Source organism: Dactylosporangium sp. NPDC049742, from assembly GCF_040674675.1.
GTDB classification, from domain to species: Bacteria; Actinomycetota; Actinomycetes; order Mycobacteriales; family Micromonosporaceae; genus Dactylosporangium; species Dactylosporangium maewongense.
This window is the reverse complement of the sequence record NZ_JBFANF010000088.1, coordinates 18,123-43,924: the sequence shown is the minus strand read 5'-3', so window position 1 is coordinate 43,924 and position 25,802 is coordinate 18,123. Positions and strand designations below refer to the sequence as shown.

Genomic DNA, 25,802 nt, shown 5'->3' with positions numbered 1-25,802 from the left:
TCCCGCGGCCGCGGCGGGTTCACGGGGCTGCTGCTGGGCTCGGTGTCACTCACCGCCGTCCAGCACGCGGCCTGCCCCGTCGCCGTCGTCCGCCACGAGAGGCCCGGGCCGTCGTAACGCGGCTCCTAACCCCGGCGCAGCCCCGGCGACGTGCCCGATCGTCTACCCGCAGATGTCGCCGTTCGGCGCGCTCAGCAGCCGATCCGCCGCGGCGACAACCGCCACGGGGCAGCCCGCATCACGCAGCAGTCCACCTGTGACCGGGCCGAGGATCCGCACGCCGGTCTCGAGCCGGCTCCGCGCGGCCACCACCATCATGCAGGCGTCCCGCGTCAGGGCCACGATGCCGTGCTCCACGTCCGGGCCGTGAACGACGCACCGTTCGATCGGCACGTCCGGGAACCGGGCCGGCCAGCCGCGCTCATGCCGACGGATGTTCAGGCAGGCAAGCCGGTATGGACCGGTGAGTAGTGTCTCAGCGGGGCGCAGAGCTTTGCGGTCAGCCGCGCGGCGACCGTGCGCAGCGGTGTGGTGGTGTGCACCGGCACGGGCACGGGTCCGGTCAGCCGCCGGGCGGTCGCGGGCAGCCAGTTCAGTTCGGTGGCGCACCGGTCCCGGGCCGCCCGGAGCTCGCCGACCGGGTCGCCCGGTGCGGTGCGCCGCCCGCCGAGCATGACCGGCACCAGCAGCGGTTCGCACCCGGAGGGAGCCGGCTCCTCGCGCAGGGCGAGCACGTCACCCTCGTCGGCGCGGGGATGCCGGTACACCTGTTTGGCGCCGGGCCAGGTGACCTTGCCGGTGGACAGCTTCATCACCGGGCGGTCGCCGTACGCGACGAGTTTGTAGGCGCTGTCGAGCGACGGGGCGTCCGCGGAGACGCCCATCTTGGTACCGATGCCGTAAGCGTCGATCGGTGCGCCCTGCGCGACCAGTGCGGCAACGGCGTGCTCGTCGAGTCCGCCGCTCGCGACGATCATGGCCTGGCGCAGCCCTCCGGCGTCGAGGATCTGCCGCGCTCGGCCGGCGAGCACGGCGAGGTCGCCGGAGTCCAGCCGGACGCCGAGCCGACCGGTCAGGCCCAGTTCGGCCGCGACGTCCACGGCGGCGTGCAGCCCCGCCTCGGTGTCGTAGGTGTCGACCAGGAAGATCGGATTGTCCGGGAAGTCCGTGGCGAACGCGCGGAACGCCGATCGCTCGTCGGGGAATGCCTCGATGTACGAGTGCGCCATCGTCCCCGACGGGCGCAGCCCGTACCGGCGGGCGGCGGCAAGATTGCTGGTCGCTGCGAAGCCGGCGATCGCCGAGCACCGCGCCACGGTCGCCGCCGCGCCCAGGCCCTGGGTGCGGCGGAACGCGAAGTCGATCAGTTCGGCGTCCGGCGCGGCGAGCCGGCAGCGGGCCGCCTTGCTGGCCACCGTCGTGCCGAACGTGACCGCGTTGAGCACTGCGGTCTCGACCAACTGCGCCTCGGCGAACGGTGCGGTGACCTCCAGCAGCGGTTCGTCGGCGAAAACCAGGCGCCCCTCCGGCACGGCCCACACGTCGCCGGTGAACGTCATCTCGCGCAGGGCCGCCAACGACCTGGCATCCAACGCGGCGGCCTGCCGCAGGTACTCGATCTCGTCCTCCTCGAACCGGAAACCCTCGAGGAAGTCCAGCGCCTCCGCCAGTCCTGCCGCCACCAGAAACCCGCGGTCCGCCGGCAGACGCCGGACGAACAGGCTGAACGTCGCCGGCCCGGCCATCGCCCGGCGCAGGTAGGCCGCCGCCATCCGCACCTCGTACATGTCGGTGCACAAGCCGGTCATGGGAATCCTCACCCCCTCCCGTCCGGCCGGAAACAGCTACCGGTCCTCATCTCCCCAGTTGTTCTGCGTTCACTCTGGTCGGCATGGGTCGCCCTGGCCGGGGAACCACGGGGCGAACGGAACCAGTGCGGCCGAACGATGAGGTGGTGGCGTGTCGTTTCCGGTGGGGAACGCTTCTAGCGGTTCGGGTGAGCCGTTCGTGGCGGTGCACGAAACGCATACGGCGGTCGTGTTCCTGGTCGGGGACCGGGCGTACAAGCTCAAGAAGCCGGTCGGCCTGGGGTTCCTGGATTTCACCACCCGCGAACGCCGCCAGGCGGTGTGCCGGCGCGAGGTCGAGCTCAACCGCAGAATCGCCCCCGACGTCTATCTGGGCGTCGCCGACGTGCACGGCCCGGACGGCCTGCTCTGCGATCACCTGGTGGTGATGCGGCGGATGCCGGCACATCGGCGGCTGGCGGCGCTAATCAGGGCGGGTGTCCCCGTGGACGATCAGGTGCGGCGCCTGGCCCGGCTGGTCGCCACCTTCCACGCCGCAAGCCGGCATTCTGCTGAGATCTCCGCGCAGGGCAGCACGGCGGCGATCCTCGGCCGCTGGACCGACAGCTTCGCGCAGGTCCGCCCGTACCGCGGAAGCGTCCTCGATGACGACCTCACCGGCGAGATCGAACAACGCACCGTCGACTTCCTGACCGGCCGGGAGCCGCTGCTGGCCGACCGCATGGCGGCCGGACGCATCGTCGACGGCCACGGCGACCTGCTCGCCGACGACATCTTCTGCCTCGACGACGGACCCCGCGTGCTGGATTGCATCGAGTTCGACGACCAGCTACGGCGGCTCGACGGGCTCGACGACGCCGCGTTCCTGGCCATGGACCTCGAACGCCTCGGCGCGCCGGCGCTCGGAGCGCGGTTCCTGGACTGGTACGCCGAATACTCCGCAGATCCCGCACCCGCTTCGCTCCGCCATCACTACATCGCCTACCGCGCCTTCGTCCGCGCCAAGGTCGCCTGCCTCCGCCACGCCCAGGGCGACCGGCACGCGGCCGCCGATGCGGCCGAGCACGCCGAGCTGACCGTTTCGCACCTACGCGCCGGCGCGGTCACCCTGGTCCTTGTCGGGGGCACGCCCGGCACCGGCAAGACGACCCTCGCCGGGCGGCTCGCCGACCGCCTCGGCGCCGTCCTGCTCGGCACCGACCGGATCCGCAAGGAACTGGCCAGCCTGTCCCCCGGCGAACCAGCGGCCGCGCCGTATCAGGAAGGCATCTACACCCCGGACTGGACCGGACGCACCTACGCTGAGCTCCTGGCCCGGGCCGAAGCGCTGCTCCACCGCGGCGAATCCGTGATCCTGGACGCCTCCTGGACCCGCGAAGCACACCGCGACGCCGCCGCAGGAATCGCCGCACGCACCCGCAGCACGCTCGTGCAGCTGCGCTGCGAAGCCGCACCGGCCGTCGCCGTCGCCCGCCTACGCCAGCGAACACATGCGATCTCCGACGCCGACGAACACATCGCCGCCGCGGTGGCCGCACACGCCGACCCGTGGCCGCAGGCGACGACGGTCCGCACCGACGAAACTCCCGACCGGTCCCTTGAGCGGGCGGCCCGGCTGGCCCGTCCGCACGAGACCACGACCGGCGACGGCGCGGCCGACACGGCACAGGAACCGCTGACCGACACATGAAGGAAGCCGCCAGGTGCTCGGCTCGGCATGAGTCGCAGCGCCCGGGGAATGGAATCGATCGTAGGAACGATGCGGAGGAAACGATTGCCGTGCAAGCACACATCGGGGACCGGCTCATCGAAGAAGGCACGCACGTCGGAGACCATCGGCGCATCGGTGTCATCACCGCCCTGCGACACGACGACGGCACCCCGCCGTACGTGGTCCGCTGGCTGGACACCGACCACGAGGCGCTGGTGTTCCCGGGGTCCGACGCGCACATCGAACCGGCCCACACCGAGGGAACACCGGGCTGATCCAGCGCTGCCCTGACGGCACCACGGTGTCGCACAACACGTTCCGCGACAACGCGGCGGCCGGCGTGCTGTTCGACACGCCGGGCGTGCAGTCCGGCGGCAGTGTCGTGATCGACCACAACCAGTTCGTGCGCAACGGTTTCGCCGCCGGCCGGCCGTGCAGAACGCGGCGGCCGGCCCGGCGAGGCAGGAAGGTTTCACCGATTCCCGCACGGGAAGCGAGCGGCAATGGCGCGCGAACCGATCGCGAAACGCGCAGAAGCGCAGGCGAGATCCGGCCTCGGCGTCATCCTGGCCGGATCGGGCGCCACCCGGCGAACTGCCGGAGGGGCCGCACCACTGAGGAGCCGACAATGCACGCCAAAGACATCATGACTGCGCCGGTGCACACCGTACGTGCCGATGCGCCGCTGGCCGACGCGGTGGCGCTGCTGGAGCAGAAGTCCATCACCACGCTGCCTGTCGTCGACGAGCAGGACACCCTGGTCGGGTTGATCAGCGAACTCGACGTGCTCCGGCAGCAGACGGCTGCCGCGGCGGGCGGCGTGGCTCCGGGCGGCCGGGGCGCCCCCACGCCGCGCGTCGGCGAGGTGATGTCCAGTCTGCCGCTGGTGGCCTGGCCCGAGGCCGACGTCTCCACCATCACGGCCGCCATGGTGGAGCAGGGCGTGCACAGCATCCCGGTCGTCTTCGAGGAGCACGTCATCGGCATCGTCAGCCGGTGCGACGTGCTCCGGACGATCCTGCCCACCGACGACTCCGCCCAGCGCGAGGCGCAGCGGCGCCTCGACAGCTACGCCGGCGGGCGGCACCGCTGGTCGGTCGCGGTCCACGACGCCACGGCGACCGTCGACGGCGGCTTCGACGACGACACGGAGCTCGCGGTCGCCGAGGCGCTGGTACACACCACGGTTGGAGTGAACGCGGTCCGCGTGGCCGCACGGTCCGGCGCGCACCGGACAGGATCGTAGGACGGCTGCGCCCGTGACGGAGGCATGGACGCTGCAGTTCGACGGGTCCGACCCGGCCCGTGAGGGGTTGCGGGAAGCGTTGTGCACCCTCGGCAACGGCTACCTCGCCACCCGCGGCGCCCTGCCCGAGCGCGACGCCGGCGGGCCGTACTACCCGGGCACGTACGCCGCCGGCTGCTACAACCGCCTGCAGGACGACGCCGCGGGCGACACCGTCGAGAACGAGAGCCTGGTGAACCTGCCCAACTGGCTGCCGCTGACGTTCCGAGCCGATGACGGCCCGTGGTTGGGTCATGCCGGCGTGGAGCTGCTCGACCAGCGGCACGAGCTCGACCTGCGGCGCGGCGTGCTGACCCGCCAGTTTCGCGTACGTGACAGCGACGGCCGGGTCACGGCGGTGACGCAGCGGCGATTCGTGCATCTGCGCCACGAGCACGTGTGCGGGCTACAGGTCACGCTCACGCCCGAGAGCTGGTCAGGGACATTGACCGTGCGCTCCGAAGTCGACGCCACCACCAGCAACCAAGGGGTGGCCCGCTACCAGGACCTGTCCGGCCAGCACCTGATGCTGCTGGACGCCGAACCGGCGGGCACGGACACCGTGCTGTGCGTGGTGCAGACCAACCAGTCACACATCCGTGTGGCCGAGGCCGCGCGTACCCAGGTCCTCAGCCAAGGGCGCCCGGTCGACGCCGGACGCAGGGTGTGCCGGAAGCCGGGCCGCATCGGCCACGAACTTGAGATCGGCGTCTCGGCCGGGCAGCAGGTCACCGTCGAGAAGCTCGTCACCGTCCACACGTCGAGGGACAACGCGATCTCCGATCCCGCCGACGAGGCGGTGCAACGGTCACGCTGGCTGGCCGGCTTCGACGAGCTGCTCGACGAGCACGTGCTGGCCTGGCGGCACCTGTGGCGGCGCTTCCGCATCTCGATGCAGGGCGAGGAGCGCCGTGTACTGCCGACGGTGCGCCTGCACCTGTTCCACCTGCTGCAGACGGTGTCGGAGAACAGCGTCGACGCCGACGTCGGGATTCCGGCCCGCGGGCTGCACGGCGAGGCGTACCGAGGACACGTGCTGTGGGACGAGCTGTTCGTCTTCCCGATCCTGAACCTGCGGATGCCGTTGCTCAGCCGCGCGCTGCTGCGCTACCGGTTCCGACGGCTGCCGTGGGCCCGCGCCGCCGCCCGGGCCGCCGGCCACAGCGGGGCGATGTATCCGTGGCAGTCCGGCAGTGACGGACGCGAAGAGAGCCAACGACTGCACCTCAACCCGCTGTCCGGACGGTGGGTCAGGGACTCGACCAGGCTGCAACGCCACGTCGGGCTCGCCGTGGCGTACAACGTCTGGCAGTACTACCAGGTCACCGGCGACCTGGAATTCCTCAACCACTACGGCGCCGAGATGATCCTGGAGATCGCTCGCTTCTTCGCCGGGCTGGCCGACTACGACGACGGCCGCGACCGGTACGTCATCCGCGGCGTGATGGGCCCGGACGAGTTCCACACCGGCTATCCGCACACGGACGAGGAGGGCATCGACAACAACGCCTACACCAACGTCCTGACGGCGTGGGTGATGCTCCGCGCGCTGGACGTCCTCGACCTGCTCAGCGCCGATCGCCGCGCGGAGTTGGTCGAGACGCTGGGCATCGCCCCCGGTGAGCCGCAGCACTGGCAGGACGTCTCCCGCCGGATGTACGTGCCGATCCGGCCCGACGGCATCATCGACCAGTTCGACGGGTACGCGGACCTCGCCGAGCTGGACTGGAACGTCCACCGCGACCGCTACGGTGACATCCGCCGCCTGGACCGCATCCTGGAGTCGCGGGGCGACAGCCCCAACCGGTACAAGGCATCCAAGCAGGCCGACGTGCTGATGCTCTTCTACCTGCTGTCCGCCGACGAGCTCGGGGTGCTGATCGACCGGCTCGGCTACTCGCTGCCGTCCGACGCGATACCGAAGAACATCGAATACTACCTGTCCCGTACCGCACACGGCTCCACACTCAGCGCGGTGGTGCACGCATGGGTCCTCGCCCGCAACCATCGCGAGCAGGCGCTGCGCTACTTCGTCGAGGCGCTCGACACCGATGTCGCCGACATCCAGGGCGGCACCACCGCCGAGGGCATACACCTGGCGGCCATGGCCGGATCGGTGGACGTGCTGCAGCGCTGCTTCGCCGGCGTGGAGACCCGCGACGACACGCTGATGCTCAACCCGTACTGGCCTCCGCACCTGGGCGTGCTGGAACTCGACATCCGCTACCGGGCGCTCCCACTGACGCTGCGAATCACCGGGGACACCGTCCGGGTCGAGGCCGGCCCCGGCCGACAGCCACCGATCCGGCTGTGTTGCCGCGGCGAGGCGGTCCTGCTCGCCCCTGGCGAGATCGTCGAATTCCCCGTCTCGCAACGCGGCACGGCCGTCGGTGAGGGTGAGGCCGGGTGCTCCGACGATCGCCACCACACCCCGGGGGCGGGTCGGCGAATGCCCGGCTGACCGAGCCGAGCTGCAGTGGCGCCGGGCTTGTCTGTTACCGGTGGATGTTCGCCGGTGCGCAGGTTCCCGGCGTGGCCGTGTCTCCTCCGCCGCGGTCCGGTGTGATGCCCAGTTCGGCCAGTTCGGTGGCGCGGGCAAGGTCGCCGGGAGTCACGATGCCGGTCAACCGGCCGTCGGTCACGACCGGGGTCAGCCGGTGGCCGCCGGCCAGCACCGTCGGGGCGGCGTCCATCAGGGGGGCGGCCGGGTCCAGCACATGGGTCCGGTCGACCGGCGCCGAGACGTCGCCCAGTCGTGTCCGGTCCCGGTCGGTGCCGGGAACCTTGGCGAGCGTGGTGAGGCTGACCAGGCCGACCAGCCGTCCGTCCAGGTCCAGGACCGGGAAGATGCGGTGCGGGTGGCGGCGCGCCACGGTGGCGACGAAGTCCGCGACGGACTGGCTGATGTAGCCACATGCGACTGGTGCCGTCATGACGTCGCCGACCCGAACCCCGGCCAGTGTCTTGCGCAGCATCACGTCAGTGGTTTCCGCGCGGGCGGCCGACGCGACGAACCACCCCAGCACCGCCAGCCACAACCCGCTGAGGTTGGCGGCCAGCAGCACCTCGAGGAGACCGGCGGCGATCAGCAGCGCGCCCAGCGCCATCCCCACCCGGCCGGCGACGCGGCGGGCGGCCGCCCGGTCACGCCGCACCCACCACAGGACGGCAGCGAGCACCCGGCCGCCGTCCAGCGGTGCGCCAGGCAGCAGGTTGAACACCCCGAGGATGGCGTTGACGACGGCCAGCCACGCCAGCCCGGTGACTGCCAGCGAGCCGGCGTCCGTTGCGGATGCGACAGCCGCGCCGGCGGCGAACACCCCGGCACCGGCCAGGCTCACCACCGGTCCGGCCAACGCGATCAGCAGGTCGGCCCGGGCGTGCGGAGGCTCGCCGTCCAACTCGGACACGCCGCCGAGCATCCACAGGGTGATCGCGCGTACCCGGACTCCGTAGTGCCGGGCGACCAGCGCGTGGCCGAGCTCGTGAGCCAGCAGCGCGGCCAGGAACAGCAGCGCCACGACCACCGCCACACCCCAGTACACGGCCGTCGCATACCCCCGCGCCCCGCCGGGCAGGATCACCGACGCCAGCCCCTGCACCAGGAGCAGCATGATCACGAAAACGGACCAGTGCACCCCGATCGGGATACCGGAGAACCGGCCCAGCCGCGCGGTCTGCCGCATCGCCACCACCGACCTCCCGTAACGGCGCCCGGCCCGCGGTTCCCGCGGACCCGAGCCAGCAGCAACCTTGCGTTGCTACCCGCAGGCCGGCGACCTCGAACCGTCTTACAGCAAGAACGTCTCTGCTCCCGGCCACGCGGCGGTCTGCGAGTCGCGCCGGGCCGCTGACGCGTCAGCGCCTTGGTCATCTGGGGGCATACGCTGGAAGTCGACCGACGCCCGCGACGTTTGCTGACCGAACCGGCTACCGCTACCGGCATGAACGCCGCGGGCGCTACTTCGGCGAGCACAGGAGACGGTTACCGCTGGGCGAAGAGGCAGGCGATACACGATGCTCAGCTCCTCCTTCAGCCGGGAACGGATCGCGCTCGCGGCGGCAGTCCTCGGGCCGTTGGCCGTCGCCTTGGTCCTGATTCCCTTCCGTACCGCGATCTCCGGCGCGAACCTGGCGCTGGTCCTGGTGGTGGCTGTCGTGGCGGTGGCCGCCATCGGCAACCGCCTGGCTGGCGCGCTCGCGGCCTTGTCCGCCGCAGCGTGGTTCGACTACTTCCTGACCGAGCCGTACGAGCGGTTCACCATCGCCGCGAACACCGACGTCCTCACGGCGATCCTCTTGCTCGCCGTCGGCCTGGCGGTGTCGCAGCTGGCCGCGCGGGCCAACCGTCTGCGCCTCGTCACCATCACCGACGCCGACCACCTGGCCCAGATCTACCGGACGACCCAGCTGGTCCAGTCCGGCGCCGCCCCCAACCAGATCGTCAACCAGGTCCGCCCCGAGCTGGTCGACCTGCTGCACCTGCGCGGATGCCGGTTCGAGCAGGGACTTCTGCTCGGCCGTCCACCGCGGCTCGAACCCGACGGCAGCATCACGCCAAAACCCATGCACTCGTCGTCGCAGGCGGGCGAGCTACCGGACGAGGACGTCGAACTCAGAGTCTGCGCGGACGGCGTCTACTACGGGCGCTTCATGCTCACCCCCACCCCTGGCGATGCCGTGCCGCTGCAGGCCCGGCTCGTCGCGGTCACCCTCGCCGACCAGGTCGCCGAGGCATTCGACGCTGTACGCACCACCAGGCCCGATCACCGACCCTGACCGAATGGGTGACCACGAAAGGACCTCCAGGGTCCGTTCGAGCACGCCCGGTTCCAAACCGTTTGGAACCGAACAAGTTGAGTCAAGGGGATCCAGGAGCGACATGCTTGACCAGACATGCAAATCAAAGAATGAAACGAGGCCTTGCAGGTAGTTTGACCTGCGGAAACCCTCAGAATGTCGGGACGGCGGGATCCGAACCCGCGACCCCTTGACCCCCAGGGTCGCCGGAGGCCCCAGCGACGTGCTCAAGCACGTGCTCCCAGGTCGCCTCCAGCATAAACCGGCCGAGTAAAGGGGTCCACGAATCACCTCGCCGCCGAAGCCCGGCCAGTGGCCGGAACTGGCGTTTGTCGTTCATGCCGCGCCGAACGCCTCGGCGTGCCGGGGTCAAGTCCGGTGCGGTGAACTGACGCTTCGGCTCACCGAACGCGGCATCATCGTGAACCGCGAGGTCATGGTCAACCGACGGATCCCCTCACCGGAGCTGGAGAACGAACCGACATCCTCGTCGAAGCCGCAACACGCACCAAGCCCACCGACGAAACCACCGCCAACCGCGTAGCCGTCATCATCGAGATCAAAGGCTCATGGAACAAGGAGATATCCGCTAAGCGCACAGCACCTGCACGAGGAGGATCGTCGCCGTGCCGTTCTGCACCGCGGCACGCTGCGCATCCGACAGATCAGCGCGCTCGAACACGAGCTTGCGCCTATCGCCGCGGAGCTCGGCGGCCTTTCCCAGCCGGTAGACGACCACCGACGCGGACGGTGTCACCCCTTCGGGCTGGTATCCGCTGGCGACTGCGTCGTACGCACCGTAGCTGCCCAGTTGCGGCGAATCCCGCAACTTCACCTGGTGCAGGTGGAACGCCTGGATCGGGTCGACGCCGACCGGCCCGACCAAGTACGTCCTCGACACGTCCTCGACGCCGTCATACCAGCGATGCGTCTCCTCGAAGCCGTCGACGCGGAGCCCGGCGACGCATGGCGGCGGCTGCTCCGACCGCACATACCACCAGACCCCGACCGCGCCGACCAACATCACGCCGATCGCCACCGCCAGGACCGTGACAAGGCGACCGCTCCGTGGAGACCTCACACCGCCCTCGACCGGCTCAGGTGCGCTCAACAGTTGCTACCACCCGTCTGCGTGCAGACCATACCAGTCCTTCTTGAGCCCCAGATTGTAAAATTCCGTCCCGGCAAGCGACCCGAGACCCGCGAGGAAGAACGCCCCGCCCACCGTGAGTGCGACGGTCGTCGTCCACGGGTTGGCCTGGGCCGCCCGCATCGCTCGCGAGCCGATGATCGTCCGGTCGTAGAACGTCGAGGCCTCCTGCATCAACAGCGCCAGCAGGTAGGCGGCGTCGACCTCGGCCGCGATCTGGATAACGTCCTTGGTCTTCGCCAGGAGGTCCGGGTTGCATGAGCCCTTCTCGGCCTGGGCGCACAGGTCCTCGAACTTCGGCTTCGGGGCGGCCCGCGGCCGGTAGTAGGTCTTGCCGTTCTTGTCCTTCGCGGAGCTCTTCTCGGTGGTCCCGTTGCTGTACCCCGGGTTGCCGCGCGTTTCGTCGCCCGCGCAATCGTCCTCGCCGCTGCACGTCCTCAGGCCCGTGGCATCGCTCGACGTGACCGGATTGTTGGCGGCATACACATAGCCGCTGAGCTGTTGCGGGTCGCTCGGATCGGCGACCTGGTCGTCGGCGATGAAGCGGCCGGTCGCGGGTTCGTATTCGCGGGCGCCGAGGTGGGTGAGCCCGGTGGTGTCGCGGATGCCGTCGACGAACCCGCGGGTGTTCGGCCAGGTCGGGTCCGCGCCGCGGACGGTGCCGAAGGGGTCGGTCTTACGGCGGGTGACCGCCTGGGTGACCGCGTTGACGGCGAGTTGCCCGGTGTTGTGATGGTCGGCGGCGAGCCAGGTCAGGCCGGCCGGGGTGCGGCTGGCAACCCCGTAGTACCGCGTGGCCGTGACCGTGCTGCCGACCTTGCGCAGTTCGTAGCCGGGCAGGTACACCGTCGCACCGGCAGGATCCTTCCCGACGAGCCGGGTGCCGCCGGTGTCGTAGATGTAGCTACTGGCACCCGCGGAGTCGGTGCAACACCGGCGACAACCTCCTGGCATTCCGGTATCCGCACTACACGACTTGCTGGCCCCCTTCGCCCTGCGTCCGGCTCTCCCGGACCCCAGTGGCGGGTCGTCACGCCCGCGACTACTACGAGGCATCCGCCCCGACCGGACGTCCATCAGCGGCAACACACCTGCCACCGAACCGTCCTGGATGGACAGTGTCGTGTCGGGCGCCGGTCGGTTCCCACGTTCACCAACTCATCGATCAGCCAGGGCGGTGCCCAGCTCTACTCCGGCAGCATCGCCACGACTACGCCGCTGACCTTCACCATGGCCTCCCCACCGTTGGAGCTAAACGGCTTCGGAGTCGACCACCACGATGACCGTGATAGTCGTGCGCTGCACACCGGCCCAGATCCACCAGGTTTGGAGCCGGCTTCGCTGTTACGGAGCTTCAACCACTGGTTCACTCGCGTTACACCTTCTGGCCTCGCCGACAGGCCCGCACCGTCTGGCAGTCCCGGCACGTCCCGCCTTCGTCAGGGCCGCTTGCCACCCTCCCCGCCGTTGCACGGATCAGGCTGCCCTCAGGCTTCGACCGGACCGCTGCGACGGTCCGGCGGGAGGGTCTCCTACCCTCCTCGATCAGTCAGCGCTGCATGGCGCACAGCTCCGCAGCGAGATACGCACTCGCCGCCTTCAAGATCTCGTTCGCCCGCCGCAGCTCAGCGCTCTCCCGCGCCAGCCTGCGGTTCTCCTCCAACAGATCACTGGACGGCCGGTCGGTACGCTCCCCGGCGTCGGCTTCAGCCTGCCGGATCCAGTTCCGCAACGCCTCTGGGTGCACGTTGAGCTGCTCGGCCAGCCGCCGGATCACCGGCTTCGGGTCTGACTCCCGATACAAGCGCACAGCGCGCTGCCGCAGATCGGGTGAGTACTTCTTCGGTGGTGCCACGGATCTCCCCTTCCCACAGCCAGCAGACCATGATCAAGAATCTCCATGAAAGCCCTGTCGACAGTGGTTCACGCTGCCGACGCGCTCTCCGGAGATTTGCAGTAGGAGTGCGGGGAACCCGCGCAGGGGTTCCCCGCACTCCGGCTCGCCGAAGGGTCAGACTCTGGCCTCTTCCTCGACCCTGGCCTGTGCAGCCGGGGTCGACTTGGGTGCCCGGCGTCCGGGCATCCACCAGTTGGCCTTGCCGCACAGTTCCATCACCGCGGGGACGAGGATCATCCGGACGATGGTGGCGTCGATGAGCACGGCGACGGCCATGCCCAGACCTCCCTGCTTGAGGGAGACGTCGGGGCCGAGCAGGGAGGTCGTGAAGATGGCGATCATGATGGCGGCCGCGGCCGTGATGACCTTGGCCGTCCGTGCCAGCCCGCGGGTGACGGCCATCCGGGTGTCGCCGGTGCGCTCGTACTCCTCACGGACCCGCGAGATCAGGAAGACCTCGTAGTCCATCGACAGGCCGAACAGGAGCGGGAACATCGTCACCGGTATGAAGGTCGTGACCGGCATCTCGGTGGGGAATCCGAGGGCGGGGCCGAACCATCCCCACTGCACGACCGCGACGATCACGCCATAGGCGGCGGCGATCGACAGCACGTTCATCACGGCGGCCTGCAGCGCGATCGTGACCGACCGGACCAGCGCGATCATCATCACCAGGGACAGCACGATGACGATCGCGATCATCGGGAGCAGGCGGGAGCTGACCCCGTCGGCGTAGTCGATGGTGGCGGCGTTCGGGCCGCCGACGTAGACCTCTTTGCCGCCGGGTGTCTTGGGCAGCACGTCGTCGCGGAGCTTATGCACCAGGTCCGCGGTCGCCTCGTCCTGGTACCCGGTCGTCGGGAAGGCCATGAAGATGACGGCCTGCCCATCCTTGCTGACCCGAGGCTGGGTTGTGTAGGCGATGCCCTCGGTCTTGCCGACCGCCGCGACGACAGGACGCAGATCGGCGCCGGAGGAGCCGACCTCGGTGGCGAAGATCAGGGGTGCGCCGTAACCGGGCCCGAAGCCCTCGGAGATGATCTTGTAGGAGGTGTAGCTGCTCCTGTCGTGGGGCTGGACACTGGCGTCGGGCATGCTCAGCCGCATCGACAGCACGGGTGCGGCCAACACCAGCATGACCGCGCCGGCCAGGATCGCGGCGGCCAGCGGCCAGCACTGCACCACGCCCGCCCAGCGCTCGGCGAGGGTACGACGCTCCCCGGACGGAACGCCGTCGGCCCCGCGCCGGCGGGACGAGCGGCGGGGCAGCCGCAGCGAGTTGATCTTGTAGCCGATGAAGCCCAGGAACGCCGGCAGCAGGGTCACCGCGGCGATCACCGTGACCAGCACGGCCACCGACGTGCTGACGGCCAGACCGGTCATCATCCGATCTCCCATGACGACCAGGCCCAGCAACGCGATCACGACGGTCGTGCCGGCGAACAGCACCGCGTGACCCGCGGTGGTGATGGCCTTGACCGTGGCGCTCTCGGGCTCGTCGCCGTCCTCCAGGGCTTCCTTGTAGCGGGTCACGATGAACAGTGCGTAGTCGATGCCGACACCGAGCCCGATCATCGCGGCGAAGATCACAGCGAAATCCGGCGCGGGGACCACGTGCCCCACCAGCTTCATCAGGGCGATGCCGCCGAGGAGCGCCAGCAGCGCGGTCACGATCGGCAGGCCCATCGCCACCAGCGACCCGAAGGCGATGAACAAGATCACGGCTGCCGTCAGGACGCCCACGCCCTCGGCCGGACCCTGCGGGGGTGTCTCGGCGTTTTCCGCCTTCTCCCCGCCCAGCCCCAGCGTCACGCCGTCACCGGAGGCGTCCTTGACCGTGTCCACCAGAGGCTTGACCTCGGCCTTCTCCACATCCTTGTCGGTCAGCGGGATGGTCGTACGGGCGATACGACGGTCCTGCGTCACCAGGTTCTCGTCCTGATAGGGCGAGATGATCGGCCCGGTGATGGGTGAGGCGTCCAGATCGGCGATGACCTTTTCGATCTTTTGCCGTACGGCGGGGTCGTCGATCCCCTTCTCCGCCTTGATCGCGAGAGTCAGCATGTCGCCTTGCTGCTCGGGGAAGTGCTTCTCGATCAGGGCCTGCGCCTTGGCGGAATCGGAGTTACCACCGGAGCGGTCGTTGTCAGAGGCGGCGCCGAAATTGAAGCCGACGAACGCCACAGCGATCACGCCGACGATCCAGATCAACAGGACCAGGCGGCGGCGTCGGTAACAGAACCGGGCCAGCCTTGCCAGAGCTCCATCCGTACGGGGAGCCTCGGTCATCATCTTCTCCTCGAATTCTTGCTTGATACATTCAAATTCATCGATTACCCACCGATACGCGGAGCTGGGGTCATGCAAGTCACGGGACAGGATCAAAACCGCCGCGGGAGCGGGGAGCGGCTCGAGATCGCATACCTGGCGGTCAGAGGAGCGGCGCGGGCGGGATCAGTGGCCATGGCCCGGGCTTCGGCCGTGCGAGCCGCCGAATGGCGTCGTGACGCCGTCGTAGCAGAGTCGCAGCATCATGCCGCCTTGGTGGGCGTGCGGCAGGTTATGGCAATGGTTCATCCAGATGCCGGGGTTTGTAGCCCGGAATGCGACTTCCCAGGTCTCGCCGGGTCGGACGTCAAAGGTGTCCACCCACAGCGGGCTGCCCGTCGACGGCGTTCCGTCCCTGGACAGGAGCAGCACCGGATGGCCGTGCAGGTGCCAAGGGTGCGTTTCCAGGCTTCGATTGACGACGGTGAACCGGACGATGTCGCCCTCGGCGACGAGCTGGTCGGGGATGGAGGGGTGGCCTCGGCCGTTGACGGTGTGTGCATACGCCGGTCGGCCGTCGACCATGGCCACTCCGCGGTCGAGGACCATGGTGAAGTGCCGGTCGGCCTTGCGGGGATCGAAGGGTGCGGCGGCCGGAGCTCCGTACCGCAGCAGGTCGAGTTCCGGCAAGGCGGACGTGTCCCCGATGCGCGCAGAGGCGCCGCCAGGCGGGCGCAGGCGCAGCCCGCCGGTGAGATCGTCGTCGACAACGACTGCCACGGCCGTGTCCGGCATGACGAACACCAGGTCGAATCGCCCGCCGGCCGGCAGACGCAGGCCGATGTCACTCACGTCGCCCGGCTGGTTGAGGTCTCGGCCGTCGACGGCCGAGATCCGGAACGGGGTACCGGCGAGGACGATCCGGTGTGGATCCGAGTCGGTGTTGATCAATCGTAGTCGCACGGATGCACCAGGTGATGCGGGTTGTTCGGTCTGGCCGTCTCTGCCCGCGATCACGACGGTGCCGTCGAAGGTGTGCACGGGCAGGGTCAGGTCCACCTGCTGCGGCGCGGATTGCTCGTCGGCTCGCTGCCCGTCGCGCGGTTGCACGACAAGGGTTCCGTACAGCCCTTTGCGTACACCGATGTGGGACGCGTGATGGGTGTGGTACCAGTACGTGCCCACCTGGTCGGCGCGGAACCGGTAGACGAATTCCGCACCAGGTGTTACCACCGGCTGGGTCACACCCGGAGCGCCGTCCTCGCCGCACGGTACGTCGTAGCCGTGCCAGTGGAGGGTCAACCCGTCCTCGATGTCGGCGTTGCGCAGTCGCACCTCGATCAGGTCGCCCTTGGTCGCGGTGATCGCAGGGCCGGGGACCTCGCCGTCGTAGGTCCAAGCGTCGATCTCTCGTCCGGACGGGAGTCGTACGGTGGCCTTCTTCGCTGTGAGTATGTGCCGCCGCACGGTGCCACCCGGCGCCGGTGAGTCGGCGCCCCGCAGGTCGGCCACGGACACGGCCGTTCGGGACGAGCGCCCGGGGCCGCCTCCCCTGGTCACCGATTCGGCGGGAAGGAACGACAGCCCGGTGCCGGCACCGGCCGCCGTCACCATGACCGCGCCACTCGTCCAAGCGAGGAATCGGCGGCGCGAGATCGCCCCTCGATCCTCTGGTATCTGCGCGATGTCCACATCAGCGGTGTTGTCGGCGGTAGACGTGACCACCCGTGCGGTCAGCAACGCGCCGGCGCACACGAGCGAGATCGTGATCAAGGCCGTGCCTACGGTGAGCGGATACCCGACCAGGAAGGTCGCCACAAGACCGGCCAGGGCCGCGTACGCCGCGGTGAACACCGAGACCACACCACCGAGCGATGCTCCGCTGCCTTGCCCCCGCCGGGTCGTGAGCAGTTTCCGTCCGGCGAGCACCACGGCGGCGGCACCGGCGGCCCCCAGCAGCGGCAACTCGAGTAGCGCCTTCTCCTGTGCGAACCACCACCCCCGGCCGGCCAGTATCGCCACGGTGCCCACCCGGACAAGCGTCACGAGCACTGCCGCGACGAGGCAGGCAAGCGCCAGCCGAGTGCGCCGGAGCGTCAGAGCGACGCCAGATCCAAACCACGCGGTGGTGCACAGCAGCGCGACGACGTGGTCCAGGATGATCCACAGACCGGTGGTCATGACGCCTGTCGTGCGGGTGTGGCCGGCCCGGACAGCTGCCTGGCCTGGCGGAGGATCCTTCCCGTCACGGCCACGATGACGAGACCGTTGACCGCGTGGAGGCCGAAAACGAGCCCGCCGGAGGCGCCGTCGAGCGCTGTGGCGATCCCCTTGATCAGGAACTGGACAAGCGCGAGGCCGGCGACCAGGCCGCTCATCCCGATGAGCCGCCCGGGCATCCGGGCGATCGCGGCGACGACGGTAACCAGGACCGCGATGAGAACGATTCCGCCGCCCAGAGCGCGGTGCGGCTGGAAGGACTCCTCGTTGGGTGCCGTGTCGAAGGCGCCGCTGGCTGCCAGAAAGAACTGTGCGACGAGGACCAGCATCTGCAGGGCTGCCAGGCCAGCGAAGAATTTACGCATGGCGCGCTCCTCGATGTGGGTGAGGATGATCGTTCATGGGGTGATCGTCGTGCCGGTGCGGCTGCCGTCGCCTCAGACAGCGGATGGCAACGGCTACGCAATTGGGCGTAGCTGGCTGGTGCCTCGCTACGCCGGTCGTCGTAGCAGGTCGCGCGTCTGCGCGGAGCGTTGCCCGGCCGCGAAAACCGGCGCTGTTGCGTTTGGAGACCGTAGGGGCGCGTGTGAGCGCGTGCTGCCGGTCTTCAGACGGCGGTAGCGAGTTCGGTGAACGCCGCGGCGACACGGAGCCCGCGTGGGGCGTCGAGTCCGAGTTCGTAGTGGCCGCGGCGCAGGTTATGCATGAAGGCGTGTCCGGCGATGATCGTCTGCGCGGTCCGGTCGGTTCGTAGGCCGCGCATCGGTCTGAGCCGGTGCTTGAGCTGGCTGTGGTCGGCCTCGATCCGGTTGTTGGCATGCCGTTCGACGTGGTGCCACGCCGAGGGAACCAGTTCATCGAGGACGGCCGGGTACACCGGCGCCGCGTCAGTGACCACCTCGGTGGGTCGCACCTTCAACATGGTCATCCACCTGCGAAGGAACCGGCGTGCCGCTGCCGCGTCGCGGCGGGCAGAGACGAGTACGTCGAGGACCTGGCCGTCCTGGTCGACGGCCCGGTACACGTACCGCCAGACACCGCTGACCTTCACGTACGTCTCGTCGACATACCACCTGTCACCGGGTGCATGCCGGCAGAACCTGGCCGCGTCGGCCAGCAGCGGGGTGAAGCGTTGCACCCAGCGGAAGACGGTGACGTGGTCCACCTCGACACCACGCTCAAGCAGCAACTCCTCGACGTCGCGATAGGACAGGTTGTACCGCAGGTAGAGCCGGACCGCGACCACGATGACGTCGGGCGGGAACCGGAATCCGGCGAACGCCGACAGGTGGCAGGGACGGACGCCGACGGCTCGAGTACTTCATCGTTCAAGGCTGCCTGACGTGGGAATGCCGGACGACCCGGTCGTAGCGACCCGCGAGTTCATCACCGGCTGGTACGCAGATGTGCCATCGAACAAACACGTCGTGCTGCCGCGATCGATTCCCGCCGCCCTCGCTTCGTTCTATGCCGCGGCGGCCGGACGCGATGAAGTGCTCGGTCGGCAGGACCGGCTGTTCCCGCCGTACAGATTGCATCCAGGCGAGGACGGCTGGCTGGAGTTCGGCGAAGAGAACCAGGGTGGCTTCGTCCTCGCACTCGACCCGACTAGGCCCGATCCAGCAGTGTTCTACCGGTACTGGAAAGACGAACCGATCGTCGACCCCCATCCGCTGACCACGTTCCTCCTGCTTTTCGCGGTGTACGAAGCATCATTCGCCGGCCCGTACCTTGCCACCGCCGACCTCACCTCAGAGGAGGCGCTGCGACTTACGAGCGGACTCCGACGAGTGCCGCTGCGGGACCGATGGTTTCCCCCGGGCGATACCGAGTTCCATGTCGGCAACGGCCTCGTCGTGCAGCTCGCCCCGAACGATGACGCCACCTGGTGCACGTACACCAGCGCCCGGCATCGCGCACACCTGCAACCGCTCCGCCATCTCGACATCGCGTGGAAGACCTTTGAGAGGTGACCACCGACGGTCGCGATTCCAGTCTTAACCACCGGTCAAGGTGCGCCACGCGGGCCGATCTGGTCCCCAGAACGCCAAATGGGCCGACCCAAATAATGGATCAGCCCTCTGACCTGCGTCGGGACGGCGGGATTCGAACCCACGACCCCTTGACCCCCAGGTCATCGCTGTTGGTCTTTTCGCACGTCAGGCACGGTATGCCCCATGGTCGAAGCGTGTTCCTAGCTGCGCGTTGTCCACGATCGCGCATCACGTGTGGTCCCCAACCGGTCCCCAGACGACTGCGACGGACGCGGACGGCCCTGCCAGGACACCCATGATTGACCCCAACATAATCGTCGCCCAGCAGGACTGGATCCGCCGCCACTGGCAAATCGGAAATCGCGTCCATCACGTGCGGGACGTGACGTGCCGTGAAGACCTCCACCAGGACCGGACCAGTAGTCACTGTCACCGCAACCCGGCGGAACGCGCAATCGGCAACACCGAACCAAGGTCGCACCCAACAAAGCCCGCGCAACCAGACACGCCAACCGCCGATCACACGATCTCATTAACGCCATAACCAGCAGTTACCCGATTATGCGATGCCCCCAGGCGCCACCTTCGACTGGCCGGTCCGGCCGGTAATTATTGCGACGGCTACTGTGCCTGGCGGTTGCTGTTATCCGGGCCAGCGCAGTTCGGCGGGGCGTCACTTCCCCTGAACTGTCGACGTAATGGTTTCCCGCAGTCCTGCATCGAAGATTGGTAACGACAATAGTCCGTTGAGGATAAGCACCACTTGCATCAGCCTTTGCACATCCGGCGCGAGCGACAACCCGGGCACGATCGGGAGGGCGAGCGCCACAGCTACCGGTACGAGGACGAGCGTTACTGGGCGCACCAGCGAGGCGAGTCGTGATTTAACGGGTGTGTGCATGTCGGGAGCAATCGGCCAGTTCCCACATAGCAGCTCATGCTGAACCTCGACAAGCTCCGACCGGATTTCGTGCAGTGTTGCGGCGGTGGTCATATTCGGAATTCGGCTTAGGAGGACGTCCAGCGTTGCGAGGAGTCCATTCAACTGCGTTCGGACTGAAGCCTGGGCCTGAGTGTCAGCCCCGCCCACCGAAGCCGCCAACATAATGCTCGCGCGAAGCCTATGGATCGTATCGTGGAATGCAAACGTCAACTGTCGCCGCGACCGAGTTTCCCGCCATGGCTGGCGAACGTTATCGAGCGCATAGATCAGCAGCTGAATATTCTCAATGGCTATCTCGACGGGCGTCATTGCACCGGTCTTACGGACCGCGATCGGCGCTGCAATGAATTTGTTGACCACGCCCACGACGGCGGACCCGACCCGCAACCCTATATATGCAACACATGCAGCGATGTATCCGTAAAAGCAAGCTCCCATAAAGCTTTCAGAATTACTCCGCGCAAAAAGAGACCGGCCTAATAGTTCATCATCGCTTAGGGCATTCAATAGCCAGAATATTGGAACGACTGACATTGACACCTGAAAATCAACTATATATCTGAGTCGGACCGGCCAGCTGGCCGTTGCCATAAATCCGCTAAACAGGAGGTACAAGGTAATCACGACGTACATGGCGAAAATTCCGAACAGTTGGAGAATGCTTCGATTCTGCAACAATACGTCGGCTAGCCAGATCGGCGCGGCAAGGAACGAAATTAGGCCAACCATGAAACCAACCGACAGCTGAACACGCTGGAAGGTCGATTCATGCGCCGCTGTCAGCACGGCCGAACGCCGAACCACTCGGGATACTAGCTGCAATTCCGCGCCGTTGAACCCAGGAACCCCTGTCACTGCTGGGCGAACAGCGGTCCAACGTGAACGTGCGAGACGCAGTGCCACCTTAGCGGACATTCGATTCCATCCGATCTACTCACGGACGTCCACGCGCAGACCATATAGACTTACACGGTGTTGGTAAAGTCTGCGGACGACGCTTTTCGGCGAGGCGTCCGAATTGCCGGGCTTGTCGCCGGAGCGTTATTATGTGCGGCATTGACCCTCATTAAGCTAAACATTTTCACTTTTGGTCTGCCAGAAGTACCGCACTGGCTCTGGTCGACGGCAACGCGAGGGGCCACCTCCGCCACCCGAGTCGGAAACACCATTGTCGTCGCCTCCCGTTATAACGTCCAAGCACTGAATGTGCAGAACGGGAAATTGTTCTGGTCGGTAAACGCCGAGTTCACCGAAGTAACGGCTGCTGGGCCAAACACAATTTTGGCTCGCGACTATGTGCGCCACTCAGTGGCGGCGTACGCCATAAAAGATGGCGCTGTGATATGGCAAAGTTCCGACGTCGCCGACTTGATGGTGTCTCCTGGCAGAGTAATCATGTTGCACTGCCGGCCGTACGGTGGACAGATGGACCAATGCTTCCTTGAGAGCAAAGATCCGAGTACCGGACAAAATCGCTGGACCACTCCGGCGGTCGACGCCCCATCTTCCGTTATCATCTCCGCCTCTCCGCCATCGCCATCATTTGGGTTTCCGCAAACACGGCCGGTCGCCGCCGTTGTTGGACTTCGTAGTCCAACGGGCACTCAGATGTTCGAGACTGCGAACGGGGCACTCGTCCGCACAGACGAAACTTTGGGTACCGAGTCTAGTTATCCAATCGGCAAGCAGCTCCTCCGCTCAAAAACGGAATGGCGTGACGACGGCTGCCACTACACGGCCGGGCTGGTCGACGTCAACACCGGCAACACGATCCGCGACTTCAACGAACTCGATATACACACTGCGACAGGCACGGCATGCCGGCAGAATTACCTGCCAGTCGGCTCGAACGAAGTTTTCGCCGCCACTGCCGACCACCACCAGCTATTAATCTCGGTCAAGGACGGCTCCCCGGTGTGGGTAGGGTCGGAAGATCAGCAAGTGGAGGCCATCGACTGGCCGTACGCGGTAATCAGTGCGGATCGGAGCAAATTCAGCCTTGTCGACCTTAGAACCGGCGCGGCAAGTGCAGGGTGGGTTGCACCTCAGGCCGATCCTCAGTTCCGGAGAGTCAAATTCGCCTACCCATACCTGGCGGTATCCGACTTCCGGCGCATCAAGGTATATAATATTAGCCACCTTGTCCCCGATGTTTCCAGGCCGCCAGTTTTAACGGTCGATAATATCAGTACGGTGATCGGGCTTTATCCTGGCCTACTAGTTACCGGCGGTCTCGTCGAGACTGTCCACGCGTACGAATTCAGGCCGTTTCCTTGGTCTCCACCGTCCGCTACATAGCTCGACAAATGGGATGAAACGTAAGCGTTCACTCTCAATCCATCCGGCCAGCCTCAGACAGCGGCGTCCTCACCGATGCCAATTCTTATGATGGCCTAGCTTGTCAAGGTGAAGCGTCCTACTGGACGAACGACCTTGACAAGCTAGGCCATCACGTAGGGACGGCGCGGCGGCGGTCGAGGCGGTCGAGTCGGAATGATCCAGTTGGGGACGTACCCTTGGCCGGTGGACATGGTGACAAGCGCGCGGGACATCGCGGAACGCCTCCTCGCTGAAGCTGTGGGGCTCGTAAATTCGGTTTGGGTCTGTGACGTGCTGTTTCGGCGCGACGTCCGCCCGGCTGTGAGCGCCACCATGGAGGCATGACCGCTTCGCTGGTGTACCTGCTCCTGCGCCAGATCTTGCAGATGCTGACCCAGATCGCCCGCGACGGCGGCGCGAAAGACGTCGAACTGCTCGTGCTACGGCATCAGGTGGCGGTGCTGCGCCGGCAGGTGCACCGCCCCGACCTGCAGCCCGCCGATCGGGTGGTGCTGGCGGCGCTGTCCCGGCTGCTGCCCCGATCCCGATGGTCCGCGTTCTTCGTCACCCCAGCCACGCTGCTGCGCTGGCACCGGCAACTGATCGCCCGGCACTGGACGTATCCGCACGCACGGCCCGGCCGGCCACCCATCGACCGGGAGCTCCGTGCGCTGGTGCTGCGGCTGGCTGCGGAGAATCCAACCTGGGGCCACCGCCGCGTGCAGGGTGAGCTGGCTTGTCTGGGCTTCCAGATCGCGGCCAGCACGGTCTGGAAGATCCTGCACCAGGCCGGCGTCGACCCGGCACCCCGCCGCACCGGACCAACCTGGCCGCAGTTCCTCACCGCCCAGGCCCACACGATCCTGGCCTGCGACTTCTTCACCGTCGACACCGTGCTCCTGCGACGGATCTACGCACTGTTCTTCGTCGAACTCGCCACCCGCCAGGTGCACATCGTCGGCGTCACCGCCCACCCAACCGGCGCCTGGGTGACCCAGCAGGCCAGGAATCTGCTCATGAGCCTCGATCAGCGGGCCGATGGGCTTCGGTTCCTGCTGCGTGACCGGGACGCGAAGTTCACCGCGGCGTTCGACGCCGTGTTCACCGCCGCGGGTATCGATGTGCTTCGCACACCGCCCCAGGCGCCGCAGGCGAACGCCTACGCGGAGCGCTGGGTCGGCACGGTACGACGCGAGTGCACCGACCGGATCCTCATCGCCGGCGAACGGCACCTGACGAGCGTGCTGACCGAGTACACCACGCATTACAACGGCCACAGGCCACACAGATCACTCGGCCAGCGACCACCGAACCCGGCGGCGCAGGTCGTCGACCTCAACGCCGCTCGAGTCCGCCGACGCCCGATCCTGGGCGGGTTGATCAACGAATACTCGCAGGCAGCGTAGCCGAATCTGATTTACGAGCCCCACAAGCAGTTTCGGGGAAACAGTACGCGCGTACGTGCAAAATCAAGTGTCATGGCACGAGCAACACATTGATTGCGGTCAACAAAAAAGGCCAGCTGAGCTGGCCTTTTGTAAAGTCGGGACGGCGGGATTCGAACCCACGACCCCTTGACCCCCAGTCGTCGAAGGCCCCAGCGACGTGCTCAAGCACGTTCTCCCAGGTCACCACGAGCATAAACCGCCCGAGTAAAGGGGTCCAAGTCAGAGGCTCTGCGGCTACGCCGCCTCAGCCTGGTTGCCGAACCGGCCGGCGACGACCTTCCGCAACACCTCAAGCGCCTGCTGCGCGTCGTCTGGCCCCACCGGCGCTGTCCGCTCCCTGACGTAGCCCGCAAGCGCCTCCCGGATGACGTCGGAGCGCCGCGCATGCTGCGCGTCCGCAAGACCGTCGAGCTCCTCGACCATCGCGACCGGCAGCCGAATGCCAGTGAACTTGTCCGGCGATGTTCGGGCGTGGCGCCCCCGCCCGTGGATCGCGGGCGGGGGCGCTGTTGGCAGGGCAGGGCAGGCCGTCAGGGCCATGCGTCGGCCCGGTGCGGAGGTCGCCCTGCGCCGTTACTCGCAATCTCAGCCGGGAAGGTGGCTCCAGCGCTGTGTGCTGTTGCCGTCGCAGAACCGCAACCCCACCGGCAGGCCGTCCTGCGATCCCGGTGTCGCGACGCAGTGGCTCCAGGAGCCGGAGATTCCCGATCCCAGCAAGTCGTTGCTGATGCCGTAGCCCCACCTCACGTTGGTGATGTTGGTGCAGAGCCACTGGTCGACAGTTGCTCCGTTGAAGGCCCCCTCCCTGACTTCCATGCAGAGGCCGCTGGCTCTGTTGCGCAGGCGGAAGCTCGTGGAGTTGATCGATTCTTGCGTCCATTGTTGAGCGACGGCGCCGGTGCAGGGCATCTGAATGATCAGGTCCAATGCGGCGTTGCCGGCGGGCTGGAGGCACTTGCCGTTCGCCTTGCTCACGAGCTTGACGATGGGGCTTTCGGCGTGGGCCGCGGGCGCGACCGCCAGACTTGCGATGATTGCTGCTGCCGCAGCGAGCAACAGCGTGGCAAGTCGATGTTGACGCATGTGCAGTTCCTCTCGTAGTAGGTGCAGTCAGCCTGACGTGGACCGCTGAAATCACGCTGAAACACCACCGAGATGTCCCGGCCGACTCGATGTCGGCAGGTTCTCGCAGGTGCGCAGCGCAACCACGGGCCCCGTCACGGCAGGCGTTTCGGCGTGGAGCGTTGCGCTTGCCGAAAACCCCATCCGCCCTGGTGAGGCCGGTGTGGGGTGTTGGAGATGTTGATCCGGTTGCTGGGCCTGGGCGTAGCTGGTGATCGATGCGGCATGATGTTCTGCCGTGCTGCTGCGACTGGCGTACCTGGCGGTGACGAACGCGTTCGCGGTGCTGCGGCTGCTGCCGATGAGCGATCGGGACAAGGACGTGGAAATCCTTGCCCTGCGCCATCAGATCACGGTGCTGGAACGCCAACTGGGCAAGGAGAAGGTACGATTCGACGCGAGCGATCGGGCGTTCCTGGCGGCCCTGCTCCACAGCCTGCCACGTGACGTGCTGCACCGAGTACGGCTGTTGATGCGCCCCGACACGGTGCTGCGCTGGCATCGCGACCTGCTCGCCCGCCGCCACGCGCGCAAGTCCCGAGCCAAACGGCCAGGCCGGCCGCGCACCGTGCACTCCGTCCGGACCCTGGTGCTGCGCCTGGCCCGGGAAAGCCCAACTGGGGCTACCGGCGCCTGCACGGCGAACTGCTCGTACTGGGAATCAAAGTGGCGGCCGCTGCCGGCCATCCCCGATTCTGGTGTGGACGCTCACCGAATTGACCCGCGGTACGGCTGCCCGGCGACCACGACCCGAAGCCGGTGTGGCTGCGGTCGTCCCGCACCGCAGCAGCACCGTCGCATGTAGACAGACTCTGGCGCATACCTGCGTCGTTTCGA

23 protein-coding genes are annotated in these 25,802 nt (G+C 67.4%); 10 read left to right on the top strand and 13 right to left on the bottom strand.

Annotated elements, in window-relative coordinates; all coding sequences use genetic code 11:
* Nucleotides 1–117 (top strand): universal stress protein (locus AB0J72_RS53330; RefSeq protein ID WP_363415100.1); only part of this gene is annotated, 117 nt, incomplete at its 5' end.
* 45 nt (nucleotides 118–162) lie between these two features.
* Here the strand turns inward: AB0J72_RS53330 and AB0J72_RS53325 are convergent.
* Both AB0J72_RS53325 and AB0J72_RS53320 read right to left on the bottom strand, forming a co-directional pair.
* The gene (locus tag AB0J72_RS53325) at nucleotides 163–393 is read right to left on the bottom strand and encodes a hypothetical protein (protein WP_363415088.1); all 231 of its coding nucleotides are present in this window, start codon (nucleotides 391–393) and stop codon (nucleotides 163–165) included.
* A gap of 44 nt (nucleotides 394–437) precedes the next feature.
* A complete protein-coding gene (locus tag AB0J72_RS53320; protein ID WP_363415086.1) occupies nucleotides 438–1,808 on the bottom strand; it encodes a nicotinate phosphoribosyltransferase in 1,371 nt (456 codons plus the stop codon).
* Nucleotides 1,809–2,007: 199 nt separating this feature from the next.
* Here AB0J72_RS53320 and AB0J72_RS53315 point away from each other — a divergent pair, with 199 nt between their 5' ends.
* From AB0J72_RS53315 to AB0J72_RS53300, 4 genes are all read left to right on the top strand, one after another.
* On the top strand, nucleotides 2,008–3,498 hold the full coding sequence (locus AB0J72_RS53315; RefSeq protein WP_363415083.1) for an AAA family ATPase: 1,491 nt from the start codon (nucleotides 2,008–2,010) through the stop codon (nucleotides 3,496–3,498).
* An 89-nt stretch (nucleotides 3,499–3,587) separates the two neighbouring features.
* Complete coding sequence (locus AB0J72_RS53310) at nucleotides 3,588–3,794, top strand: DUF1918 domain-containing protein (RefSeq protein ID WP_363415081.1); 207 nt, start codon at nucleotides 3,588–3,590, stop codon at nucleotides 3,792–3,794.
* A 26-nt stretch (nucleotides 3,795–3,820) separates the two neighbouring features.
* Entirely contained in the window at nucleotides 3,821–4,765 is a 945-nt protein-coding gene (locus AB0J72_RS53305) for a CBS domain-containing protein (RefSeq protein ID WP_363415078.1), read from the top strand.
* A 13-nt stretch (nucleotides 4,766–4,778) separates the two neighbouring features.
* Nucleotides 4,779–7,265, top strand: a complete 2,487-nt coding sequence (locus AB0J72_RS53300) for a glycosyl hydrolase family 65 protein (RefSeq protein WP_363415075.1) — start codon at nucleotides 4,779–4,781, stop codon at nucleotides 7,263–7,265.
* 34 nt (nucleotides 7,266–7,299) lie between these two features.
* Here AB0J72_RS53300 and AB0J72_RS53295 read toward each other — a convergent pair whose 3' ends face one another.
* Entirely contained in the window at nucleotides 7,300–8,490 is a 1,191-nt protein-coding gene (locus AB0J72_RS53295; RefSeq protein WP_363415072.1) for a site-2 protease family protein, read from the bottom strand.
* A gap of 331 nt (nucleotides 8,491–8,821) precedes the next feature.
* Between AB0J72_RS53295 and AB0J72_RS53290 the strand changes: the two genes are divergently transcribed.
* Nucleotides 8,822–9,583, top strand: coding sequence for a DUF4118 domain-containing protein (locus AB0J72_RS53290; RefSeq protein ID WP_363415069.1), 762 nt, complete (start codon nucleotides 8,822–8,824; stop codon nucleotides 9,581–9,583).
* 610 nt (nucleotides 9,584–10,193) lie between these two features.
* Here the strand turns inward: AB0J72_RS53290 and AB0J72_RS53285 are convergent.
* The 7 genes from AB0J72_RS53285 to AB0J72_RS53255 form a co-directional block, all read right to left on the bottom strand.
* Nucleotides 10,194–10,643: a hypothetical protein gene (locus tag AB0J72_RS53285; protein ID WP_363415067.1), complete on the bottom strand. Its 450-nt coding sequence runs from the start codon at nucleotides 10,641–10,643 to the stop codon at nucleotides 10,194–10,196.
* Nucleotides 10,644–10,721: 78 nt separating this feature from the next.
* The gene (locus AB0J72_RS53280) at nucleotides 10,722–11,708 is read right to left on the bottom strand and encodes an RHS repeat-associated core domain-containing protein (protein ID WP_363415064.1); all 987 of its coding nucleotides are present in this window, start codon (nucleotides 11,706–11,708) and stop codon (nucleotides 10,722–10,724) included.
* 595 nt (nucleotides 11,709–12,303) lie between these two features.
* The gene (locus tag AB0J72_RS53275) at nucleotides 12,304–12,609 is read right to left on the bottom strand and encodes a transposase (protein ID WP_363415061.1); all 306 of its coding nucleotides are present in this window, start codon (nucleotides 12,607–12,609) and stop codon (nucleotides 12,304–12,306) included.
* A 156-nt stretch (nucleotides 12,610–12,765) separates the two neighbouring features.
* A complete protein-coding gene (locus tag AB0J72_RS53270) occupies nucleotides 12,766–15,018 on the bottom strand; it encodes an MMPL family transporter (protein WP_363415058.1) in 2,253 nt (750 codons plus the stop codon).
* Between the two features lie 87 nt (nucleotides 15,019–15,105).
* Entirely contained in the window at nucleotides 15,106–17,100 is a 1,995-nt protein-coding gene (locus AB0J72_RS53265) for a multicopper oxidase family protein (RefSeq protein WP_363415055.1), read from the bottom strand.
* Nucleotides 17,097–17,468 carry a DUF6220 domain-containing protein gene (locus AB0J72_RS53260; protein ID WP_363415052.1) on the bottom strand — a complete coding sequence of 124 codons (372 nt, stop codon included), beginning with the start codon at nucleotides 17,466–17,468 and terminating at the stop codon, nucleotides 17,097–17,099. Before AB0J72_RS53260 ends, AB0J72_RS53265 begins: the two co-directional genes overlap by 4 nt.
* Before the next feature lie 278 nt (nucleotides 17,469–17,746).
* On the bottom strand, nucleotides 17,747–18,427 hold the full coding sequence (locus tag AB0J72_RS53255) for an IS6 family transposase (protein ID WP_363415097.1): 681 nt from the start codon (nucleotides 18,425–18,427) through the stop codon (nucleotides 17,747–17,749).
* 55 nt (nucleotides 18,428–18,482) lie between these two features.
* On the opposite strand from AB0J72_RS53255, the gene AB0J72_RS53250 reads away from it, so the two are divergent.
* The gene (locus AB0J72_RS53250; RefSeq protein WP_363415049.1) at nucleotides 18,483–19,112 is read left to right on the top strand and encodes a hypothetical protein; all 630 of its coding nucleotides are present in this window, start codon (nucleotides 18,483–18,485) and stop codon (nucleotides 19,110–19,112) included.
* Between the two features lie 694 nt (nucleotides 19,113–19,806).
* On the opposite strand, the gene AB0J72_RS53245 is transcribed toward AB0J72_RS53250, so the two are convergent.
* Nucleotides 19,807–20,862, bottom strand: a complete 1,056-nt coding sequence (locus tag AB0J72_RS53245) for a hypothetical protein (RefSeq protein ID WP_363415046.1) — start codon at nucleotides 20,860–20,862, stop codon at nucleotides 19,807–19,809.
* Between the two features lie 186 nt (nucleotides 20,863–21,048).
* Between AB0J72_RS53245 and AB0J72_RS53240 the strand changes: the two genes are divergently transcribed.
* Together AB0J72_RS53240 and AB0J72_RS53235 are read left to right on the top strand one after the other, a co-directional pair.
* Nucleotides 21,049–22,374: a hypothetical protein gene (locus tag AB0J72_RS53240; RefSeq protein WP_363415043.1), complete on the top strand. Its 1,326-nt coding sequence runs from the start codon at nucleotides 21,049–21,051 to the stop codon at nucleotides 22,372–22,374.
* Nucleotides 22,375–22,736: 362 nt separating this feature from the next.
* Nucleotides 22,737–23,801: an integrase core domain-containing protein gene (locus AB0J72_RS53235; protein ID WP_363415040.1), complete on the top strand. Its 1,065-nt coding sequence runs from the start codon at nucleotides 22,737–22,739 to the stop codon at nucleotides 23,799–23,801.
* 276 nt (nucleotides 23,802–24,077) lie between these two features.
* On the opposite strand, the gene AB0J72_RS53230 is transcribed toward AB0J72_RS53235, so the two are convergent.
* Both AB0J72_RS53230 and AB0J72_RS53225 read right to left on the bottom strand, forming a co-directional pair.
* The gene (locus AB0J72_RS53230; protein WP_363415037.1) at nucleotides 24,078–24,383 is read right to left on the bottom strand and encodes a ribbon-helix-helix domain-containing protein; all 306 of its coding nucleotides are present in this window, start codon (nucleotides 24,381–24,383) and stop codon (nucleotides 24,078–24,080) included.
* Between the two features lie 45 nt (nucleotides 24,384–24,428).
* Nucleotides 24,429–24,926 carry an RICIN domain-containing protein gene (locus AB0J72_RS53225; protein WP_363415034.1) on the bottom strand — a complete coding sequence of 166 codons (498 nt, stop codon included), beginning with the start codon at nucleotides 24,924–24,926 and terminating at the stop codon, nucleotides 24,429–24,431.
* A gap of 277 nt (nucleotides 24,927–25,203) precedes the next feature.
* On the opposite strand from AB0J72_RS53225, the gene AB0J72_RS53220 reads away from it, so the two are divergent.
* Complete coding sequence (locus AB0J72_RS53220) at nucleotides 25,204–25,770, top strand: hypothetical protein (protein ID WP_363415031.1); 567 nt, start codon at nucleotides 25,204–25,206, stop codon at nucleotides 25,768–25,770.
* Nucleotides 25,771–25,802: the final 32 nt, after the last annotated feature.

What these genes read in the sequence shown, in the direction of transcription:
- AB0J72_RS53225 (WP_363415034.1), bottom strand. Translation starts at nt 24,926, where the DNA reads ATGCGTCAACATCGACTTGCCACGCTGTTGCTCGCTGCGGCAGCAGCA.
- AB0J72_RS53260 (WP_363415052.1), bottom strand. Translation starts at nt 17,468, where the DNA reads ATGCTGGTCCTCGTCGCACAGTTCTTTCTGGCAGCCAGCGGCGCCTTC.
- AB0J72_RS53235 (WP_363415040.1), top strand. Translation starts at nt 22,737, where the DNA reads ATGACCGCTTCGCTGGTGTACCTGCTCCTGCGCCAGATCTTGCAGATG.
- AB0J72_RS53265 (WP_363415055.1), bottom strand. Translation starts at nt 17,100, where the DNA reads ATGACCACCGGTCTGTGGATCATCCTGGACCACGTCGTCGCGCTGCTG.
- AB0J72_RS53295 (WP_363415072.1), bottom strand. Translation starts at nt 8,490, where the DNA reads ATGCGGCAGACCGCGCGGCTGGGCCGGTTCTCCGGTATCCCGATCGGG.
- AB0J72_RS53230 (WP_363415037.1), bottom strand. Translation starts at nt 24,383, where the DNA reads ATGGCCCTGACGGCCTGCCCTGCCCTGCCAACAGCGCCCCCGCCCGCG.
- AB0J72_RS53320 (WP_363415086.1), bottom strand. Translation starts at nt 1,808, where the DNA reads ATGACCGGCTTGTGCACCGACATGTACGAGGTGCGGATGGCGGCGGCC.
- AB0J72_RS53280 (WP_363415064.1), bottom strand. Translation starts at nt 11,708, where the DNA reads ATGCCAGGAGGTTGTCGCCGGTGTTGCACCGACTCCGCGGGTGCCAGT.
- AB0J72_RS53290 (WP_363415069.1), top strand. Translation starts at nt 8,822, where the DNA reads ATGCTCAGCTCCTCCTTCAGCCGGGAACGGATCGCGCTCGCGGCGGCA.